The organism is Microbacterium sp. bgisy203, from assembly GCF_057706945.1.
Map to the genome: position 1 here is coordinate 330,592 of NZ_JBYIPF010000003.1, position 19,692 is coordinate 350,283.

General features: G+C 69.9%; 15 protein-coding genes and 1 tRNA gene. 9 read left to right on the top strand and 7 right to left on the bottom strand.

Annotated features, from left to right (window positions below; translation table 11 throughout):
• Positions 1 to 21: 21 nt before the first annotated feature.
• Positions 22 to 2,565: a glycoside hydrolase family 65 protein gene (locus AC3ENQ_RS07425; RefSeq protein WP_431803341.1), complete on the top strand. Its 2,544-nt coding sequence runs from the start codon at positions 22 to 24 to the stop codon at positions 2,563 to 2,565.
• Between the two features lie 54 nt (positions 2,566 to 2,619).
• Here AC3ENQ_RS07425 and AC3ENQ_RS07430 read toward each other — a convergent pair whose 3' ends face one another.
• Entirely contained in the window at positions 2,620 to 3,720 is a 1,101-nt protein-coding gene (locus tag AC3ENQ_RS07430) for an NAD(P)-binding domain-containing protein (RefSeq protein WP_431803184.1), read from the bottom strand.
• 94 nt (positions 3,721 to 3,814) lie between these two features.
• Here AC3ENQ_RS07430 and AC3ENQ_RS07435 point away from each other — a divergent pair, with 94 nt between their 5' ends.
• Positions 3,815 to 6,055 carry a DNA polymerase III subunit gamma and tau gene (locus tag AC3ENQ_RS07435; RefSeq protein WP_431803186.1) on the top strand — a complete coding sequence of 747 codons (2,241 nt, stop codon included), beginning with the start codon at positions 3,815 to 3,817 and terminating at the stop codon, positions 6,053 to 6,055.
• Between the two features lie 3 nt (positions 6,056 to 6,058).
• A complete protein-coding gene (recR, locus tag AC3ENQ_RS07440; protein ID WP_431803188.1) occupies positions 6,059 to 6,652 on the top strand; it encodes a recombination mediator RecR in 594 nt (197 codons plus the stop codon).
• A 41-nt stretch (positions 6,653 to 6,693) separates the two neighbouring features.
• Here recR and AC3ENQ_RS07445 read toward each other — a convergent pair whose 3' ends face one another.
• Positions 6,694 to 7,182, bottom strand: coding sequence for a hypothetical protein (locus AC3ENQ_RS07445; protein WP_431803190.1), 489 nt, complete (start codon positions 7,180 to 7,182; stop codon positions 6,694 to 6,696).
• A 153-nt stretch (positions 7,183 to 7,335) separates the two neighbouring features.
• Here AC3ENQ_RS07445 and AC3ENQ_RS07450 point away from each other — a divergent pair, with 153 nt between their 5' ends.
• From AC3ENQ_RS07450 to AC3ENQ_RS07465, 4 genes are all read left to right on the top strand, one after another.
• Complete coding sequence (locus tag AC3ENQ_RS07450; protein WP_431803192.1) at positions 7,336 to 8,634, top strand: aspartate kinase; 1,299 nt, start codon at positions 7,336 to 7,338, stop codon at positions 8,632 to 8,634.
• A gap of 210 nt (positions 8,635 to 8,844) precedes the next feature.
• Positions 8,845 to 9,918 carry an aspartate-semialdehyde dehydrogenase gene (locus AC3ENQ_RS07455; RefSeq protein ID WP_431803194.1) on the top strand — a complete coding sequence of 358 codons (1,074 nt, stop codon included), beginning with the start codon at positions 8,845 to 8,847 and terminating at the stop codon, positions 9,916 to 9,918.
• A 125-nt stretch (positions 9,919 to 10,043) separates the two neighbouring features.
• Complete coding sequence (mqo, locus tag AC3ENQ_RS07460) at positions 10,044 to 11,492, top strand: malate dehydrogenase (quinone) (protein ID WP_431803196.1); 1,449 nt, start codon at positions 10,044 to 10,046, stop codon at positions 11,490 to 11,492.
• A gap of 7 nt (positions 11,493 to 11,499) precedes the next feature.
• Entirely contained in the window at positions 11,500 to 12,102 is a 603-nt protein-coding gene (locus tag AC3ENQ_RS07465) for a thymidine kinase (protein WP_431803198.1), read from the top strand.
• On the opposite strand, the gene AC3ENQ_RS07470 is transcribed toward AC3ENQ_RS07465, so the two are convergent.
• Positions 12,095 to 12,934 (bottom strand): DUF1295 domain-containing protein, encoded by an 840-nt coding sequence (locus tag AC3ENQ_RS07470; protein ID WP_431803200.1) that lies wholly within the window; start codon positions 12,932 to 12,934, stop codon positions 12,095 to 12,097. The genes AC3ENQ_RS07465 and AC3ENQ_RS07470 overlap by 8 nt on opposite strands.
• 124 nt (positions 12,935 to 13,058) lie before the next feature.
• Between AC3ENQ_RS07470 and AC3ENQ_RS07475 the strand changes: the two genes are divergently transcribed.
• The gene (locus tag AC3ENQ_RS07475) at positions 13,059 to 13,802 is read left to right on the top strand and encodes a FadR/GntR family transcriptional regulator (RefSeq protein WP_431803343.1); all 744 of its coding nucleotides are present in this window, start codon (positions 13,059 to 13,061) and stop codon (positions 13,800 to 13,802) included.
• Positions 13,803 to 13,854: 52 nt separating this feature from the next.
• Positions 13,855 to 15,117 (top strand): alpha-hydroxy acid oxidase, encoded by a 1,263-nt coding sequence (locus tag AC3ENQ_RS07480; protein ID WP_431803202.1) that lies wholly within the window; start codon positions 13,855 to 13,857, stop codon positions 15,115 to 15,117.
• Between the two features lie 15 nt (positions 15,118 to 15,132).
• On the opposite strand, the gene AC3ENQ_RS07485 is transcribed toward AC3ENQ_RS07480, so the two are convergent.
• From AC3ENQ_RS07485 to AC3ENQ_RS07500, 4 genes are all read right to left on the bottom strand, one after another.
• Complete coding sequence (locus tag AC3ENQ_RS07485; protein WP_431803204.1) at positions 15,133 to 15,897, bottom strand: HAD-IIB family hydrolase; 765 nt, start codon at positions 15,895 to 15,897, stop codon at positions 15,133 to 15,135.
• Between the two features lie 81 nt (positions 15,898 to 15,978).
• A tRNA-Pro gene (locus AC3ENQ_RS07490) sits at positions 15,979 to 16,052 on the bottom strand.
• Positions 16,053 to 16,100: 48 nt separating this feature from the next.
• Positions 16,101 to 17,060, bottom strand: coding sequence for a metallophosphoesterase (locus AC3ENQ_RS07495; RefSeq protein ID WP_431803206.1), 960 nt, complete (start codon positions 17,058 to 17,060; stop codon positions 16,101 to 16,103).
• Positions 17,057 to 19,675, bottom strand: a complete 2,619-nt coding sequence (locus AC3ENQ_RS07500) for a transglycosylase domain-containing protein (RefSeq protein WP_431803208.1) — start codon at positions 19,673 to 19,675, stop codon at positions 17,057 to 17,059. Before AC3ENQ_RS07500 ends, AC3ENQ_RS07495 begins: the two co-directional genes overlap by 4 nt.
• Positions 19,676 to 19,692 lie beyond the last annotated feature (17 nt).

Below are 19,692 nucleotides of genomic sequence, written 5' to 3' on the forward strand. Positions count from 1 at the left end.
CTGACCGAAGGGATGGACCCGATGGACCGCCAGCGCTTCCCCGTCGATCCGTGGCGCCTCGTCGAGACGCGCCCGTCGCTCGACGACACCGGCGTCACCGAGACGCTCTTCGCCCTCGGCAACGGCTACCTGGGCCTGCGCGGCAACCAGCCCGAAGGCCGCGACGCGCACGAGCACGGCACCTTCATCAACGGGTTCCACGAGGTCTTCCCGATCCGCCACGCCGAGCAGGCGTACGGCTTCGCCGAGGTCGGCCAGACGATCATCAATGCGCCCGATGCCAAGGTCATGCGCGTCTACGTCGACGACGAGCCGCTCTCGTTCGACATCGCCGACATCCGCGAGTACGAGCGCGTCCTCGACATGCGCTCGGGCATCCTGTCCCGCCACGTCCGATGGGTCACCCCGAGCGGCAAGGACGTCGTCCTCGACTTCGACCGGATGGTGTCGTTCGAAGAGAAGCACCTCGCGATCATGCGGGTCACCGTGACGGTGCTCAACGCCGACGCGCCCGTGACGATCAGCTGCCAGCTCATCAACCGGCAGGACGGCGAAGACGTCTACGGCGGTCGTGCCCCGCACAAGCCGCGCTCGGGCTTCGATCCGCGCAAGGCCGAGAAGATCCAGGAGCGCGTCCTCCAGCCGCAGGAGTACTGGCAGGACGGCGAGCGTTCCGCGCTGTCGTACAAGGCCACCGAGTCGGGCATGACGATGGCGCTCGTCGCCGACCACCTCATCGAGACCGAGAACGAGTACTCGGCGCGCACCCTCATCGAGCCCGACATCGCCAAGAACGTCTTCCGCGTGCAGGCGAAGGCAGGCGTGCCGATCACGGTCACGAAGCTCGTCAGCTACCACACGTCGCGCGGCGTGCCCGCCCGCGAGCTCGTCGACCGCGCCCGCCGCACCCTCGACCGCGTCGAAGCCGAGGGCGTGCAGCGCCAGTACGACCGGCAAAGCGCGTTCCTCGCCGACTTCTGGGAGCGCTCCGACGTCGTCATCGGCGGCCACGACGACCTGCAGCAGGCGACCCGCTGGTGTCTGTTCCAGCTCGCGCAGGCCGCGGCCCGCGCCGACGGCCACGGCGTGCCGGCCAAGGGCGTGTCGGGATCGGGCTACAGCGGTCACTACTTCTGGGACACCGAGATCTACGTCTTGCCGTTCCTCATCTATACGACCCCGCAGTGGGCGCGGAACGCCCTTCGGATGCGGTATCTCATGCTTCCCGCGGCGCGCAAGCGCGCGGCCCAGCTGAACGAAGCCGGCGCCCTCTTCCCGTGGCGGACGATCAACGGCGAAGAGGCATCCGCCTACTACGCCGCCGGCACGGCGCAGTACCACATCAACGCCGACGTGAGCTTCGCGCTCGGCAAGTATGTCCGTGCGACCGGCGACGACGAGTTCCTCTACCGCGAGGGCGTCGACATCGCCGTCGAGACGGCGCGCATGTGGTCGACGCTCGGCTTCTGGCGCTACAACGAAGACGGCGCTCCCGAGGTCTTCCACATCCACGGCGTCACCGGTCCCGACGAGTACACGACGGTCGTCAACGACAACCTCTTCACGAACGTCATGGCCCGCTACAACCTGCGCTTCGCGGCGCGGGTCGTCCGCGAGATGGCCGAGGAGGCACCCGAGGAGTACGCCCTCATGGCGCAGCGCCTCGGCCTCGGAGACGGTGAGGCGGATGCCTGGGATGCCGCCGCGACCGCGATGCACATCCCGTACAGCGAGGCCCTCGGCATCCATCCGCAGGACGCGGTCTTCCTCGAGCGCGAGGTCTGGGACCTCGAGTCCACCCCGCCCGAGCAGCGTCCGCTGCTCCTGAACTTCCACCCGCTCGTGATCTACCGCTACCAGGTGCTCAAGCAGGCCGACGTCGTGCTCGCGCTGTATCTGCAGGGCAACCACTTCACCGACGAGGAGAAGCTCGCCGACTTCGAGTACTACGATCCGCTCACGACGGGCGACTCGACGCTGTCCGCCGTCGTGCAGTCGATCCTCGCGGCGGAGGTCGGCTACCAGGGGCTCGCCCTCGAGTACTTCGCGCAGTCGATCTACGTCGACCTCGGCGACCTCCATCACAACGCGGCCGACGGCGTGCACGTCGCCTCGGCGGGCGGTGTGTGGACGGCGCTCGTCGCCGGCTTCGGCGGCATGCGCGACCACTACGGCCTGCTGTCGTTCGACCCGCGCCTGCCGAAGGACTGGCCGTCGCTGTCGTACCCGATCGGCTGGCGCGGCACGCGCCTGCAGGTGACCATCACGCGCGACGCGCTCACGGTCGAGGCGGGCGAGGGCGAGCCGGTGGAGTTCTCGGTGCGCGGCCGCGAGTACGAGGTCACCGGCGGCGGAATGGTCACCGTGCCGCTCGCCGGTCAGGGGCCGGTGCTGCGGGGGCGCCCGACGCTCGACGACATCGGCGAGTCGCTCCGCGAGGACGGCACGCTGCTGTCGGCATCCGTCCCCATCTCGACCAACACGACGGCGATCCCGGTGATCACCGGCTCGATCTCGGTCGTCGAGGGCGGCCGCGAGGAAGGCAACCTCGGCGTCGACAGCTGACGCGCTCCCCTCTGCTGATCGCTCTCCCTCCGCTCGCGAGATCAGGGCGCGCGCTCAGTCGCCGTCGGCCACGATCGCGCGCACTGCGTCGCGGCCGGCGCGGTTGGCCCCGACGGTCGACTGCGACGGGCCGTAGCCGATGAGGAAGAGGCGCGGCTCGTCGAGGGCGCGCCCGTTCGCGACGCGGATGCCGCCGGCTTCGGTCCGAAGGCCGAGAGGCGCGAGGTGGCGGATGTCGGCGCGGAACCCCGTCGCCCAGAGGATCACGTCGGCCTGTTCGAGCGAGCCGTCCGGCATCCGGACGCCGTCCGGCTCGATCGCGGTGAACATCGGATGCCGCACCAGCACGCCCCGCTCGCGCGCCGCCTCGGACCACGCCGTGCGGTGCTGGCCGGTGACGGAGATGACGCTCCCGGGCGGCTCGCCGCGCCGGACGCGCTCCTCGACGCCCGCGATCGCGGCGATCCGCGCCGCGGTGTCGAACTCCGTGGCATCCCACCGCACTTCTCGCCGGGTCACCCAGAAGGTATCGGCGACGCGGGAGATCTCGTCGAGCAGCTGCACCGCGGAGATCCCCGCCCCCACGATCACGACGCGCTGACCGGCGAACTCCTGTGCCGACACGTAGTCGTGGACGTGCAGCTGCCGACCGCGGAACGTCTCGGCGCCCGGGACGTGCGGCCAGAACGGGCGCCGCCACGTGCCGGTCGCGTTGATGACGTAACGCGCCGACCAGGTGTCCGTGTCGGTCTCGACGAGCAGACGCCCGTGCGGTTCGTCTTGCGCGTCGTCCCTGCGCCGGACGGCGCGTACCTCGACGGGCCGGCGCACCCGCAGGTCGAACCTCTCCTCGTACGCGGCGAAGTAGGCGGGCAGCACGTCGCGCGCGGATGCCTCGGGATCGGCCGGCGGCACGGGGAACCCCGGCAGCTCGTGGATGCCGTTGACCGTCGCCATCTTCAGCGACGCCCACCGGTGCTGCCACGCGCCGCCGGGCGCGGCGTCGGCGTCGAGCGCGACGTAGGTCGGCGCGTCGGAGTCTGCCGGCGACGTGGTTCCGGCGGGGATGAAGCCGCGGCGGCGCAGGTGGTAGGCGGCCGAGAGCCCCGCCTGCCCGGCGCCGATGACGGCGACGTCGACGGGGTGCGGGCTCACGTCGGGTCCAACCGGGCGGGGTTCCCGGGTGTTCCCGGCATCCGTCCCCACCCTTCCCGCCGCGATGTCGGAGGTACGCCGTAGGCTGGATCTCGTGACCACAGCCCTGTACCGCCGCTACCGGCCCGAGAGCTTCGGCGAGATGATCGGGCAGTCCCAGGTCACCGATCCGCTCATGACCGCGCTCCGCGGCGACCGGGTCGGTCACGCGTACCTGTTCAGCGGTCCGCGCGGGTGCGGCAAGACGACCTCGGCGCGCATCCTCGCGCGGTGCCTGAACTGCGCCGAAGGCCCCACCGACACCCCGTGCGGCGTCTGCGACAGCTGCGTCGAGCTCGGGCGCGGCGGCGGCGGGTCGCTCGATGTCGTCGAGATCGACGCGGCCTCCCACAACGGCGTCGACGACGCCCGCGACCTGCGCGAGCGTGCGATATTCGCGCCCGCGCGCGACCGCTTCAAGATCTTCATCCTCGATGAGGCGCACATGGTCACGCCGCAGGGCTTCAACGCCCTGCTGAAGCTCGTCGAAGAGCCGCCCGACCACGTCAAGTTCATCTTCGCGACGACCGAGCCCGAGAAGGTCATCGGCACGATCCGCTCGCGCACCCACCATTACCCGTTCCGCCTCGTCGCACCCGCCGCCATGCTCGCGTACGTCGAAGAGCTGTGCGCGCAGGAGGGCGTGCAGGTCGAGGCGGGGGTGCTGCCGCTCGTCGTCCGCGCCGGCGGCGGGTCGCCCCGTGACACCCTGTCGCTCCTCGACCAGCTGATCGCCGGGTCCGAGGACGGCGCTGTCACGTACGAGCGCGCCGTCGCCCTCCTCGGCTACACGCACGCCGAGCTTCTCGACGAGGTCGTCGAGGCGTTCGCGGCCCACGACCCGGCCGCGGCCTTCGCCGCCGTCGACCGTGTCGTGCAGACCGGCCAGGACCCGCGCCGGTTCGTCGACGACCTGCTCGAGCGGCTCCGCGACCTCATCGTCATCGCCGCGACGGGGGAGGGGGCCGCGTCCGTTCTGCGCGGGATGCCTGCCGACGAACTCGAACGGATGATGCGGCAGGCCGCCGCCTTCGGCGCCGACCGGCTCTCGCGCATCGCCGACCTCGTCGTCGGCACCCTCGACGACATGTCGGGCGCGACCTCGCCGCGCCTGCAGCTCGAGCTCCTCGTCGCGCGCGTGCTCGCGTCGGCTTCCGCCGCCCCCGCCACCCCGGTCGTCGAGCGAGCGCAGCGAGTCGAAACGCCCGCCGCCCTCGCCGCCCCCGTCGCTACCCCGCCCACCCCGGTCGTTGAGCGAGCGCAGCGAGTCGAGACGCCCGCAACACCGCCCGTCCCGCGAGCGCAGCACATCGAGACGCCCCCCACATCTCCGAGCCCCGCCATATCTCCGAGCCCCGCCGCACCCGAGCCCACTCCTCCCGCGGGGCCGCTCACCGTCGCGCAGGTGCGCGACGCATGGCCGGCCGTCCTCCAGCAGCTCGAAGCCGTCAGCCGCACCTCGTGGCTCCTCGCCTCGACGGCGACCCCGCTCGCCTACGCCGACGACGTCCTCACACTCGGCTTCCCGAGTCAGGCCGACGTCGCCGCGTTCAAGAAGCTCGCCGCAGGCAAGGGGCCGAGCGAAGACCTCCGCGGCGCGATCCTCGCCGTGCTCGGCGTGCGCGTGAAGTACGTCGCCCGTCACGAGCCCGACGCCGGCCGTTCCGCGGGTGGGGAGGGCGACGGGCACGCCTCCGCCGACTCGGAAGACCCTGATCCGCGCGGCACGGCACCGGCCGAGCCCGCAGTGCACGCCGAGGCCGCCCGCCCCGGAAACGACCGGGGCCCCGCGTCGGGCGGCGCCACCCGCGGCGGGAGCGCGGCCGCGCCCGCAACCGGCTCGCCGGGCGGACCTCCGGCATCCTCCGCTCGCCCCTCCTCCCCGGGCCCCGCGCAGGCCGCGGCGGCGCCCGTGACCGAATGGGCCGTCGCGGCCATCCCCGCCGGCGACGGTCCCGCCCCGCAGTTCGCGGTCGACGACGAGCCCGAGGACGCGGCCGCCCCCGCGGGCACCCTGACCCTCACCCGCACGGCTCTTCCCGATCGCGACGGCGAGATCATCCCCGACGCCGACGTCCCGCCCGACGAGGACGACGCGCCTCCGCCGCCCGACGACGACGCCCCCGTGCCGCCGCGCGCCCCCGTCGCGCGCGAGAATGCCGCTCCCGTCGCGCCGGCGGCGCGCGCCCCGCGCACGAACGGCATCGAGAGGGTCGGCGAGTCCGTCGTCCGCCAGGTCCTCGGCGCGACGTTCGTGCGCGAAGAGCCGCACGCGACCCCCACGAGGTTCAACTAGTCCATGTACGACGGCATCGTCCAAGACCTGATCGACGAGTTCGGCCGCCTTCCCGGCATCGGCCCGAAGTCGGCGCAGCGCATCGCGTTCCACATCCTGCAGACCCCGACCTTCGACGTGACGCGCCTGTCGCAGCTGCTCGGCGAACTCCGCGAGCGCGTGCGCTTCTGCGAGATCTGCGGCAACGTCAGCGAGCAGGAGCGGTGCGCCATCTGCCGTGACCCCCGCCGCGACCAGACCTTCATCTGCGTCGTCGAGGATGCGAAGGACGTCTCCGCGATCGAGCGCACGCGCGAGTTCCGGGGCCTCTACCACGTGCTCGGCGGCGCGATCAGCCCGATCGCGGGCGTCGGTCCCGACGACCTCCGCATCACCCAGCTCATGCAGCGCCTCGCCGACGGCACCGTGCAGGAAGTCATCCTCGCGACCAACCCGAATCTCGAGGGCGAGGCGACGGCGACCTACCTCAGCCGACTGCTGCACTCGCTCGAGATCCGGGTGACCCGCCTCGCCTCGGGCCTGCCCGTCGGCGGCGACCTCGAGTACGCCGACGAGGTCACGCTCGGCCGGGCCTTCGAGGGGCGACGGAGCATCTGAGGCGCGACCCGCGCGATCCGAGGCCTCAGCGATCCGAGACCTCAGCGCAGCACTTCGACCAGCACGACCCACGAGATGATGAGCGCCGCGATGATCGCGAGGATCGACCCGGCTGCGAAGAGCACGTAACCGGACGGCGCTCCGGCGATGAGCAGCACCGCGCCGACGAGATATGCCAGCGGCGCGACGAAACCCACGCCCGCCTTCACCGGTCGCGCCCTATGCGTGTGATCCGGATTCTGGTACACCCGCCGGGTCGCCTCGACCGGGAAGACCAGCGCGAGCACCGCGGCGACGGCGACGGTCACGCCGTAGGCGAGCGACGAGATGCCCGGGAAGAGGCCCACCGCCGAGGCCGTGAGCGCCAGGACCAGACCGGCGATGCCGGAACCCAGTCGAGACGTGAGCGAGGGAACCTTGACGATGTAACCGATGTTCACGCTCGCGGCGACGATGACGAGACCTGCGAGAGCGGAAGTCGCCCCCACCATCGCGACATCGAAGTCGTGCCAGCCCTCCGCGGCATCCATTCTCGGATCGTAGCGGGACCCACCTGCGCCGGCGAGCGTCACATGGTCGGGTGCGAATGCGCGCGTCCCTAGAATGGTGCGCGGAGCGCCCGATCGCGCTCGGCGCGGCATCCCGCCGCCCCCTCTCCTCCCGCCTTCATCGGAGTTCCACACGTGGCGCTGATCGTCCAGAAGTACGGCGGCTCGTCCGTCGCCGACGCCGAGAGTATCAAGCGCGTCGCCAAGCGCATCGTCGACACCCGTCGCGCCGGACACGACGTCGTCGTCGCCGTGTCGGCGATGGGCGACACGACCGACGAGCTCCTCGACCTCGCCCACCAGGTGGCGCCCATCTCCGCCCCGCGCGAGCTCGACATGCTGCTGAGCTCGGGGGAGCGCATCTCGATGGCGCTCCTCGCGATGGCCATCCACTCGATGGGCTTCGAGGCGCGCTCGTTCACCGGCAGCCAGGCGGGCATGATCACCGACGCCACTCACGGCGCGGCGCGGATCGTCGATGTCACTCCGGTGCGTCTGCGCGAGGCGCTCGACGAGGGCGCGATCGTCATCGTCGCGGGGTTCCAGGGCTTCAACCGCGACACGCGGGACGTGACCACCCTCGGCCGCGGCGGGTCGGACACGACCGCCGTCGCCCTCGCGGCGGCGCTGGATGCCGACGTGTGCGAGATCTACAGCGACGTCGACGGCATCTTCACGGCCGATCCGCGGGTCGTCCCGCGGGCCCGCAAACTGAGCGTGATCTCCGCCGAGGAGATGCTCGAACTCGCCGCGAACGGCGCCAAGGTCCTCTACATCCGCGCCGTCGAGTACGCGCGCCGCCACGGCGTCATGATCAACGCCCGCTCCACCTTCAGCCTCAGCCAGGGCACCTTCGTGCTCGGCGCCGGGATGTCCGTTCCGGCCGCGATCGCGGCCACGTCAGAGGAGACCGCCATGGAAGAACCCATCGTCGCCGGTGTCGCCACCGACCTGGGGCAGGCGAAGATCACGGTCATCGGTGTGCCGGACGTGCCCGGCAAGGCCGCCGAGATCTTCTCCGTCGTCGCCAAGAGCGGCGCGAACGTCGACATGATCGTGCAGAACGTCTCGGCCGCAGCGACCGGGCGCACCGACATCTCGTTCACGTTGCCGAAGTCGGATGCCTCGACGGCCCTGCGCGCCCTGGCCGGCGAGCAGCCCTCGATCGGATTCGAGAGCCTCGTCCACGACGACCAGATCGGCAAGCTGTCGGTCGTTGGTGCGGGCATGCGCACCCACTCGGGGGTCTCGGCGACGCTCTTCGAGGCGCTGTCGACGGCGGGCGTGAACATCGAGATGATCTCGACCTCCGAGATCCGCATCTCGGTCGTCGTCCGCGGCGACGACCTCGCCGAGGCGGCGCGCGTCGTGCACAGTGCGTTCGGCCTCGACGGCGAGATCGAGGCGACCGTGTACGCCGGCACCGGCCGCTGAGGCATCCTTCACCCTTTCGCGGGGCTCCGCGCCGCGCGCGTTCTTCGGAGATCGGGCGTTCTTCGGACGTTCCGGCGCGAAAACCTCCGAAGAACCGAGGATCTCCGAAGATCTCGCGCCAGCCCCTCCCGCCGCGCACGCCAGTAGACTCACCGACAACCCGCGCACCACACCGCCCGCACCCACCCGACCCCACTTCGAGGACCCGCCATGACCCGCATCTCCGATTCAGGACTCACTGTCGCCGTCGTCGGCGCGACCGGACAGGTCGGCACCGTGATGCGCGAGATCCTCGCCGAGCGGTCGTTCCCGATCCGCGAGCTGCGCCTGTTCGCCACGGCTCGCAGCGCCGGCCAGGCGATCGAGTTCGGCGGCGAGACCGTGATCGTCGAAGACGTCGCGACCGCCGACCCGCGCGGCATCGACATCGCCCTCTTCTCCGCGGGAGCGACCGGCTCGCGCGCGCACGCCCCGCGCTTCGCGGAGGCGGGCGCCGTCGTCATCGACAACTCCTCCGCCTGGCGCATGGACCCCGAGGTCCCCCTCGTCGTCAGCGAGGTCAACCCGCATGCGATCGACGACCTCCCGAAGGGCATCATCGCGAACCCGAACTGCACGACGATGGCCGCGATGCCCGTCATCAAGCCGCTGCACGACGCCGCGGGCCTCGAGCGCCTCATCGTGAGCACCTACCAGGCGGTCTCGGGCTCCGGCCTCGCCGGTGCGCAGGAGCTCCTCGGCCAGGTCGAGGGCGTCCTCGCGCAGAACCACACGCTCGACCTCGTCCACGACGGATCGGCGGTGGACTTCCCCCAGCCCGAGAAGTACATCGCGCCGATCGCGTTCGATGTGATCCCGTTCGCCGGCAACCTCGTCGACGACGGTCTGAACGAGACCGACGAGGAGAAGAAGCTCCGGAACGAGTCGCGGAAGATCCTCGAGCTCCCGGACCTCCGGGTCGCCGGCACCTGCGTGCGCGTTCCGGTCTTCACTGGTCACTCGCTGTCGATCCACGCCGAGTTCGCGGGCGACATCACGCCCGACCAGGCGCGCGAGATCCTGGCGTCCGCCCCCGGCGTCGCCCTCGAAGAGGTGCCGACGCCCCTGCAGGCCGCCGGTGCGGACCCGAGCTTCGTGGGCCGCATCCGCGTCGACCAGTCGGCACCCGAGGGCAAGGGCCTCGTGCTGTTCCTCTCGAACGACAATCTCCGCAAGGGCGCTGCGCTCAACGCCGTGCAGATCGCCGAGCTCGTCGCAGCCCGCCTCGGCGCACACGCCGCCTGAGGATCCCGGCGGACTCGGTCCTCACGGGGCCAAGCTTCACGGAGGGGCAAGAAGTTCGATCCTTGACGCGCGTGGATGCCGCGGACGTCGATCCTCTCCGGAAACGCGGCCTAGACTGGGACATCGTGAGTGAACCCGTAGACGTCGTCCTGATCGGCGGTGGCATCATGAGTGCCACCCTCGGAACCCTGCTCAAGCACCTCCAGCCGGACTGGAAGATCGTGGTGCTGGAGCGTCTCAGCGAGGTCGCCGAGGAGTCCTCCAACGCGTGGAACAACGCCGGCACCGGCCACTCGGCCCTGTGCGAGCTCAACTACATGCCCGACCCGTCCGACCCGGCGAAGGCCGTCGGCATCAACGAGCAGTTCCAGGAGAGCCGGGAGCTGTGGACCTCGCTCGTCGAGCGGGGTGTCCTCGACGCGCCGAAGACGTTCATCAACCCGACGCCGCACATGACGTTCGTCCGGGGCGAGAAGGACGTCGCCTACCTGAAGGCCCGCTACGAGACGCTCAAGAAGCAGCCGCTCTTCTCGACGATCGAGTACTCCGAGGACTCGCGCGTCATCAACGAGTGGGCACCGCTGCTCATGGACAAGCGCCGCAAGGCGGACGAGCCGTTCGCGGCGACCCGTGTGACGGCGGGCACCGACGTCGACTTCGGCTCGCTCACCCGTCAGCTCCTCGCGCACCTCGGTGAGCAGGGCGTCGATGTCCTCACGAACATCGAGGCCAAGAAGCTCCGCAAGCAGAAGGACGGCACCTGGAAGGTGTCGTACCGGCACTCCCTCGGCCGCACGCCGGGCGAGCTGAACGCGCGGTTCGTCTTCGTCGGCGCGGGCGGCTGGGCCATCAAGCTGCTGCAGTCGTCGGGCATCGACGAGATCAAGGGCTACGGCGTCTTCCCGATCGGCGGCCAGTGGCTGAAGACGTCCAACCCGGCGATCGTCGCCCGCCACAAGGCGAAGGTGTACTCGCAGGCCGCGGTCGGCGCCCCGCCGATGTCGGTGCCGCACCTCGACACGCGCGTCGTCGACGGCGAGACCTCGCTGCTGTTCGGCCCGTTCGCGACGTTCAGCCCCAAGTTCCTGAAGAACGGGCACTGGTGGGACATCATCGCGCAGGTGCGTCCGTCGAACCTCTTCAGCATGCTGAAGGTCGGGGCCACGAACCTCGACCTGGTGAAGTACCTCGTCTCCGAGCTCGCCAAGACCCACAAGCGCAAGGTCGACAGCCTGCGCGAGTTCATGCCCACGGCGAAGGATGCCGATTGGGAGCTCCTCAACGCGGGCCAGCGCGCCCAGGTCATGCACGGGGGGCAGCTCAAGTTCGGCACCGAGGTCGTCGCGGCAGCCGACGGCTCGATCGCGGGGCTGCTCGGCGCGTCGCCCGGCGCGTCGACCGCGGCATCCATCATGCTCGGTCTCCTGAAGACGTGCTTCCCCGACCGCACCGCGGAGTGGGAGCCGAAGCTGCGTGAGCTGATCCCGAGCTACGGCGAGACGCTGAACGATCGCCCCGAGGTCGCGAAGAAGGAGATGGCGATCACCGCCGACGCGCTCTCCATCGCGCTCTGAGGCTCTCGTGGCGAAGCTCTACTTCCGCTACGGGGCGATGAACTCCGGCAAGTCGACGGCGCTTCTGCAAGCCGCGTTCAACTACGAGGAGCGAGGGCAGCACGTGCTGCTGGCCAAGCCCGCCATCGACACCAAGGGCGCCGAGAAGATCTCGAGCCGCCTCGGCGTCGAGCGCGACGTCGACTTCCTCATCGGCGCGGGTGACGACGTGCGCTCGCTCGTCGCCCAGCACGGTGCGCGGTACATCGGCTCGGTCGCCTGCCTGCTGATCGACGAGGCGCAGTTCCTCTCGCCGTCGCAGGTCGACGATCTCCTGCGCCTCGTCGTCGAGGACGGCATCCCGGTGCTCGCCTACGGCATCCGCACCGACTTCCAGACCCACGCGTTCCCCGGCTCCGCGCGCCTGCTGGAGATCGCGCACAGCCTCGAGGAACTGAAGACGATCTGCCGCTGCGGACGCAAGGCGCTCTTCAACGCCCGGCTGGTCGGAGGCCGGTTCGTCTTCGACGGCGACCAGGTCGCCATCGACGACCTCGACCACGATCAGGTCACCTACGAGTCGCTCTGCGCGCAGGACTACCTGCTCGCCTCCGGCGGCCGCCTCAGCTGAGCGCGCTGCCCGCCTCTTCTCGGCGGCGAGGGGGGAGCGGTACGAGCATCGACGTCGTGCGCTGATACTGCGCGTAGGCGGGGTACTTCGCCGCGGAGAGCGACTCGGTGAAGATGGTCGAACCGATGAACAGCACCGTCAGGAGCACCGCCCCGACGATCGACGGATTCACGACGCCGCCCCAGAAACCGAGCCCGTCGCCGACGGCGGCGCTCGCGCCGAGCGCGTAGAACATCCACCACTGCGCCTGCTCGCAGAAGAAGTTGGGATGCCTGCTGTACGCGAACAGGCCCGAGGAGAGGAAACCCTCGGCCTCGCCGCGCTTCTTCGCCTGGTGGAAGTCCCACTGCTGCTGGTCGGCGATCGTCTCGCCGACGAGGAACGTCAGGAACAGGGCCGCGAAGAGGACATCCCATCCAGTCAGCGGCGAGGGGTGCAGGAACGCGACGTAGGCGGGGAGGGTGATGAGCACGAGGAGCGCCATTTGATACAGGACGATGAAGAGCAGATTGAAGATCTGGAACTGCCAGGGCTTCATCCGCCCGCGCAGGACCGCCCAGCGGTAGTCCTCGACGCCGGTGTAGCCGCCCTTGCGCGCGAAGTTGAACGTCAGTCGTGCACCCCAGAGGGTCACGAGCACCGCCATGATGAGCAGCCGGGCGGCATCCTCGCTCCGCACGATGCCGGCGATCGCGAAGATCCACACGTAGACGACCGGGACGACCGACCACAGCCGATCGACCCACGACGTGTCCTTCGTCACGAGAGAGGCGATCCACGCGCACACGGACGCGACCGCAGCGACGATGAGCACGATGACGAGCGGATCCATGCGTTCAGCGTAGAGTGCTGTATCGTTTCAACATCGTATCGCGCACCTCCGGCGCGGTCGGCGGTCGGACCACAGGTGCTAGCGTGGTCGGACCATCGAGAGGACAAAGATGACGGACGTGACGATCACGGAGACCGGCGACGCCGAGAAGCCGGCGCCGACGCCCGCGCGCGCCTGGCGCGTCGTGCTCGAGAAGATCGAGAACGACCTCCTCGAAGGGACGCTCGGTCCGGGGGACCGCCTGCCTCCCGAACGCGAACTCGCCGCGACCCTCGGTGTGGGCCGGTCGAGCGTCCGCGAGGCGCTGCGCGTGCTCGAGGTCATGGGCCTCATCCGTACGGCCACCGGATCCGGACCGACGGCGGGCGCCATCGTCACCGCGACCCCGCAGGGCGGTCTCGCCCAACTGCTGCGCCTCCAGGTCGCCGCGCAGGGCTTTCCGATCCCCGACGTCTACGAGACGCGGCTCCTGCTCGAAGAGTGGGCGGTCGCCCACCTCGCCGGCCTCTCCGACACCGACCTCGCCGACGCGCGCGCGACCCTCGCCGCGATGGACCACCCCGACGTGACCATCGAGGAGTTCCTCTCCCTCGACTCGCAGTTCCACCTGCGACTCACCGAGGCGGCGGGCAACGTCGTCGTCTCGGCGACGATGGCGGGCCTGCGCACCACGATCGAGAGCTACATCCGCTCGGGCGCCGACCGCATCCCCGACTGGGGCACGACCGGTGAGCGCCTGCGCCACGAGCACGCCGACATCCTCGCCGCGATCGATCGCGGGGATGCCGAGGCAGCGCGCAGCCTCGTGCGCTCGCACATCACCGGGTACTACGCCGACGCGGGGCTGCCGATGCCCACCGACGCCTGACCCCCACCCTCCACCGAATCGCCACCGAACCGCCACCGAAGGACGACACCGCATGGTCCAGCGTCAGCTGCCGAAGATCCCCGAACTGCTCGAGCTCATGCAGTTCAAGAAGCCCGAGCTGGATGCCGTGAAGCGACGCCTCGACGGTGCCCTCACGATCGCGGACCTCCGGAAGATCGCGAAGCGCCGCACACCCAAGGCCGCGTTCGACTACACCGACGGCGCGGCCGAGGGTGAGATCTCGATCGAGCGGGCACGGCAGGCCTTCGAGGATGTCGAGTTCCACCCCGACATCCTGCGCCCCGCGACGAGCGTGAACACCTCGCTGGAGATCCTGAGCGGCCGCTCCGCGCTGCCCTTCGGCATCGCGCCCACGGGGTTCACCCGCCTCATGCAGACCGAGGGCGAGGTCGCCGGCGCAGGCGCGGCGGGAGCCGCCGGCATCCCCTTCACCCTGTCGACCCTCGGCACGACGTCGATCGAGAACGTCCGTGCCGCGAATCCGCACGGGCGCAACTGGTTCCAGCTGTACGTCATGCGCGATCGCGACATCTCGTACGGTCTCGTGGGGCGCGCCGCCGCGGCAGGCTTCGACACCCTCATGTTCACCGTCGACACGCCGGTCGCCGGTGCGCGCCTGCGCGACAAGCGCAACGGCTTCTCGATTCCGCCGCAGCTCACCGTCGGCACGATCGTCAACGCGATCCCGCGGCCGTGGTGGTGGATCGACTTCCTCACGACGCCGAAGCTCGAGTTCGCGTCTCTCACGACGACCGGCGGCACCGTCGGCGAGCTCATCGACGGGGCGATGGACCCGACGATCAGCTACGAGGACCTCGACGTCATCCGCTCGATGTGGCCGGGGAAGATCGTCGTGAAGGGCGTGCAGAACCTCGAGGACTCGAAGCGGCTGATCGACCTCGGCGTCGACGGGATCGTGCTGTCGAACCACGGCGGGCGACAGCTCGACCGCGCGCCCATCCCGTTCCGGCTGCTCCCGGAGGTCGTCCGCGAGGTCGGGAAGGATGCCACGGTCATGATCGACACGGGCATCATGAACGGGGCCGACATCGTCGCCGCCGTCGCCCTCGGGGCGAAGTTCACCCTCATCGGCCGCGCCTACCTGTACGGGCTCATGGCGGGCGGACGGCGCGGCGTCGACCGGACGATCGAGATCCTGCGGTCGGAAGTCGAGCGGACCATGAAGCTCCTCGGCGTCTCGACGCTCGACGAGCTCGAACCGCGCCACGTGACGCAGCTGCAGCGCCTCACCCCGGTGCCCGGCGTCGGCGCCGCGGCGCGCACCGAGAGCTGACGACCAGGCGCGGCGTCAGCGCGCCGGAAGCGTCGGGATGAGTCGCTCGAGGAACTCCGCCGTGTCGGGCCAGCCCTCGACAGCCTGGCACGCGACCCCCATCGCGAGCACGGGGTAGTCGTTGCCGTGCTCGTCGAGGCGGTCGCCGACGAACAGCATGTCGTCGAGCGCGATGCCGGTCTGCTCCGCGAGCTGTCGCATGCCGTACGCCTTGTCGATCCCGCGCTCGGTGATGTCCACCGACGTCGACCCGCCCGAGCGGACTTCGAGGTCGGGGACGCGGGCCGCGACGGCATCCCGCAGGGCGTTCTTCTTCTCACCGGTCGGGTCCCAGGCGCTCTTGGCGTCGACGGGCGCGGACTGACCGAGCGCCGAGAAGGTGATCTGCGAGCCGCGGTCCTCGAGGATCTCGCCCCACGTCTCCGACTCCCACAGGCCCAGCCGCCGGGCTTCCTCCTCCACGGCCGCCAGCGCGCGCTGCTTCTGGTCGTCCGTAAGCGACCGGGCGTAGACGGTCTCGATGCCGGCGGGGGTCAGGCGGTAGTACTGCGTGCCGCACGTGGGCAGCAGGTGCATGCGGGCCAAGACCTCGTCGCTCGCCTGCGGCAGGCGGTCGACGACCTGCGCCGTGAACTGGCCGAGCTGTCCACCGGAGATGATCGCGACCTCGACCCGCGCCGCGAGGGCGACTAGCAACTCGCCGATCCGCGGGTCGATCGCGCTCTTCGACGGCGCGAGGGTGTCGTCGAGGTCGAAGGCGACGAGGCGGGGAGTGGACATCGGTCTCCGTTCGGGGATCGCGGCGCGACTATGCCGAGAAGAAGGGCTCCGCCCGATCTCTCCGGCGGAGCCCTTCTGCTGTCGGGGTGACAGGATTTGAACCTGCGGCCTCGTCGTCCCGAACGACGCGCGCTACCAAGCTGCGCCACACCCCGTGGCAACCCTCCGAGTCTACCCCGTCACGGCGCACATACCGAATCGAGTCACGCCGATTCGCGCGCGCGCAGGACGAGGACGGATGCCTCGGGGCGGCACCCGAAGCGCACGGGCGCATAGATCGAGTGGCCGAGTCCGGCCGAGACGTTGAGAGGGACGGTGCGTCCGCCGTGCGACCAGGTGCTGAGCCCGCGCGCCTGATCGAGCGGGATGTCGCAGTTCGCGACGAGCGCCGAGGGGGAGAAGGGGATCCGCACCTGGCCGCCATGCGTGTGGCCGCCGAAGATCATGTCGGCTCCGAGGTCGACGAAGCCGTCGAGGATGCGGCGGTAGGGCGCATGCGTGACGCCGAGCGTGACGGCCGCTGCATCCGCGCGGCCGAACATCGGACGCCGACGGAGGGCGGCGAGGCGGTCGGGCAGCGCGGCGAGGTCATCCCAGTCGCGGTGCGCGTCGTCGACGCCGAAGCCGTCGACGCGCAGACCCGCTGCCGTCACCGACGCCGCCGTGTTGTCGAGGTCCGTCCAACCGAGGTCGTCGGTGAAGTAGGCATCCATCGCCGCCGTGTCGAGCAGGTCGACGTCGGCGTGGCGCTGGGAGGGGCCGCGGAAGTACTTCAGCGGGTTCCGGGCCGACGGGCCGACGACGTCGTTCGAGCCGTGCACGAAGAAGCCCGGCACACCGCGAAGCGGCGCGAAGGCACGACGGATGCCGTGGAGTCCGTCGGCGTGGCCGAGATTGTCGCCCGTGTTGATCACCAGGTCGGGCTGGACCGTCTCGGCGACGCGGGCGATCCACGTCTGCTTCGCGTGCTGCCAGGGCGCCATGTGCGCATCGGAGAGGTGCAGCACCGTCAGCGGCGCCGACCCCGGCGGCAGGATCGCGACCTCGTGCTCACGCACGGTGAACAGGAACCGCTCGATGCACGTGCCCCAGACGGCCGCGGAGAGACCTGCCGCCCCCACCGCGGCGGCGGTGGTGAGGGCGGCGTGTGAGCCTCGACTCACGGGCACTTCTTCGCTTGGAACTCGACCGTGATGGCGGATCCACGGCCGACGATGGCGCCTGCGGCGGGGTTCGTGCCGGTCACCACGCCCTTGTCGGGCGCATCGTCCTTCTGGGTGCACTGACCGCTCACGTCACCGAATCCGGCCGACTTCAGCTGGGCGACGGCTGCGACGGGGTCGCCGCTGACGGCGGGCACGGCGACGCCCTGACCGTTGCTCGGGCGGATCGTGACGTTCGTGCTTCCCGCCACGCGACCGGCCCCCGGGTCCTGCTGGACGATCGTCCCCGGCGCCTCGACGCCGTCGACCGCGTCGCCGACCGTGACGGAGAACCCGGCGGTCGTGAGCGTCTGCGTCGCCTGGTCGACCGACATACCGATGACCGAGGGGAGATCGACGAGGACCTGCTTGGTCAGGCTGGTGTCGGGCTTGGGGAACGCGTCGCCGCCGTAGATCTTGTTCGCGGCGCCCTGCATCTTGGGCCAGATGCTGTTGCGGATGCGCGAGAGCGGGTACCCGCTCTCGCGGTACTTGTCGATCTTGACGTTCTGCCACTTGCCGTTGATCTGGATGGAGTTCACGTTGCCGACCCAGACGACCGTGGTGACCTTCGTGGACGAGCCATCCATCCACGTCTGCTCGTACTCGTGGATGCCGGTCTTGCCGAACACCGGCACCCCGTCGCCGATCCGCGCGCCGACACCGGTGCCCGACATGACGCCCTCGAGGGTGTAGGCCGCGGTCGACGCGACGGCTTCGGTCATCACGCGCTCGCACGTCGTCTGCGGGGTGATGTCGTTGCCCTGTGCGTCGACGGCGCGGTCGATGGCCTTCGGCTTGCAGAGCATGCCGTTCGCGGCGATCGACGCATACGCGGCGGCCATGTCGATCGGCGCAACCGCCGCGTCACCGAGCACGTTGTATGCCTGGTTGGGCGAGATCGACGAGCCCGGCGGCACCTCGTCCAGCGGCGTTCCGTCGTCGCGCATGACGCCGAGCTTCATCGCGACGCGGTTCGTGCTGCAGACGGAGATCTTCTCCGCCATGGCGATGAAGCCGGAGTTCAGCGAGTCGCGGGTGAAGTTGTACACCGAGCCGTTGTAGCCGGGGTTGTTCTCGAAGTTGCCGACCGCGCCGTCCGTGTTGTTGGCGGTCTTGACGGTCTGGGTCTGACCGTCGCAGTTGATGACCTTCTTGGTCCCGATGCGGCCGTTGAGGGTCTCGTTGACGGAGTGCCCCTGCTCCAGCCAGTTGATGAGGCTGAACACCTTGTAGGTCGAGCCGGCCGAGTGGCCGCCGCCGCCGTTGGCTTTGCGCACGTTGTAGTTGAGCTGCGTCGTCGGGCCGTTGTCGCCGACGTTGTCGGTCGAGTAGGGGCGGTTCTGGACCATCGAGAGGACGCGTCCCGTGCCGACCTCGATCTGGACGCCGGAGGCGCCCAGATTCATGTAGGGCACGCTGCCGGGGACGACCGAGATCGCGTCGAGCGCGTTCTGCTGCAGGTCGGCGTTGAGGGTGGTGTAGATCTTCATGCCGCCGCGGCGAAGGTTCGCCGCCCGCTGGTCCGTGTCCTCACCGAACGCGGGGTCGCTCTTGACGATGCTCACGACGTACTCGCAGAAGAACTCCGCGCCGGTCGCCATCTGGCAGCCCTGCGGGCGGGGTTGGATGTTCGGGGTGATCGGCGTGGCCTTGGCCTCGTCGTACTCCGCCTGCGAGATCTTGCCGTCCTCGAGCATGCGTCCCAGCACGTAATTACGGCGGTCGAGCGTGAGCGAGTAACCGTCCGCCTCGCCGTTGACGGGGTTGCCCGCCTTGTCCGTCGTGGTGCCGCCCGGCCGGTCGATGCGGAGGGTGTTCGGTTCTTGCACCATGCCGGCGATCGTGGCGGCCTGCGCGATCGAGAGGTCGGAGGCGTTCACACCGAAGTACGTCTGGGCGGCGGCGCCGATGCCGTAGACCACCCCGCCGAAGTTCGTGATGTTGAGGTAGCCGACGAGGATGTCCTCCTTCGGGTACTCCTTCTCCAGCTGGATCGCGTAGCGCATCTCCTGGATCTTGCGCTGGTACCCGGCCGAGCCCTTGTTCACCGTCGTCGAAGTGAAGCAGGCATCCACCTTCTCCTGGTCGCCCGCCGCCTCGGACTCGCAGTTCTGCTGCAGGATGTTCTTCACGTACTGCTGCGTGAGCGAGGAGCCTCCGCGGTTCGAGCCGCTCGAGGCGTTACCCGCGAGCGCGCTGATCGTACCGACGAGGTCGACGCCGCCGTGCGTGTAGAAGTTCTTGTCCTCACTGGAGATGATCGCGTCGTACATGACGGGGGCGACCTGGTCGTACGTCACCGGAATGCGGTTCTGGTCGTAGAACTGCGCCATGAGAACGTCGTTGCCCGCGCTGTCCTTGCGGTAGATCTCCGTCGGCAACATCAGCGGGTCGATCTCGAGGAAGCCCGGCAGCTTGTTGAACGTGTCGACAGCGCTGGATGCCGCGTACCCCGTCACAGCGATCGCGGGGGTGACCGTGGCGCTGATCAGCACGCCGGCGACGGCGCTGAGACCGACGAGACCGAGCACGCCGCCGAGCACGCCGGTGGCCGTCCTTTTCACATGAGGCATAGGCTTGATCGTAGGGG

Coding starts and splice junctions, on each gene's coding strand:
- AC3ENQ_RS07425 (WP_431803341.1), top strand. CDS start 22: ATGGACCGCCAGCGCTTCCCCGTCGATCCGTGGCGCCTCGTCGAGACG.
- recR (WP_431803188.1), top strand. CDS start 6,059: ATGTACGACGGCATCGTCCAAGACCTGATCGACGAGTTCGGCCGCCTT.
- AC3ENQ_RS07445 (WP_431803190.1), bottom strand. CDS start 7,182: ATGGATGCCGCGGAGGGCTGGCACGACTTCGATGTCGCGATGGTGGGG.
- AC3ENQ_RS07455 (WP_431803194.1), top strand. CDS start 8,845: ATGACCCGCATCTCCGATTCAGGACTCACTGTCGCCGTCGTCGGCGCG.
- AC3ENQ_RS07470 (WP_431803200.1), bottom strand. CDS start 12,934: ATGGATCCGCTCGTCATCGTGCTCATCGTCGCTGCGGTCGCGTCCGTG.
- AC3ENQ_RS07480 (WP_431803202.1), top strand. CDS start 13,855: ATGGTCCAGCGTCAGCTGCCGAAGATCCCCGAACTGCTCGAGCTCATG.
- AC3ENQ_RS07485 (WP_431803204.1), bottom strand. CDS start 15,897: ATGTCCACTCCCCGCCTCGTCGCCTTCGACCTCGACGACACCCTCGCG.
- AC3ENQ_RS07500 (WP_431803208.1), bottom strand. CDS start 19,675: ATGCCTCATGTGAAAAGGACGGCCACCGGCGTGCTCGGCGGCGTGCTC.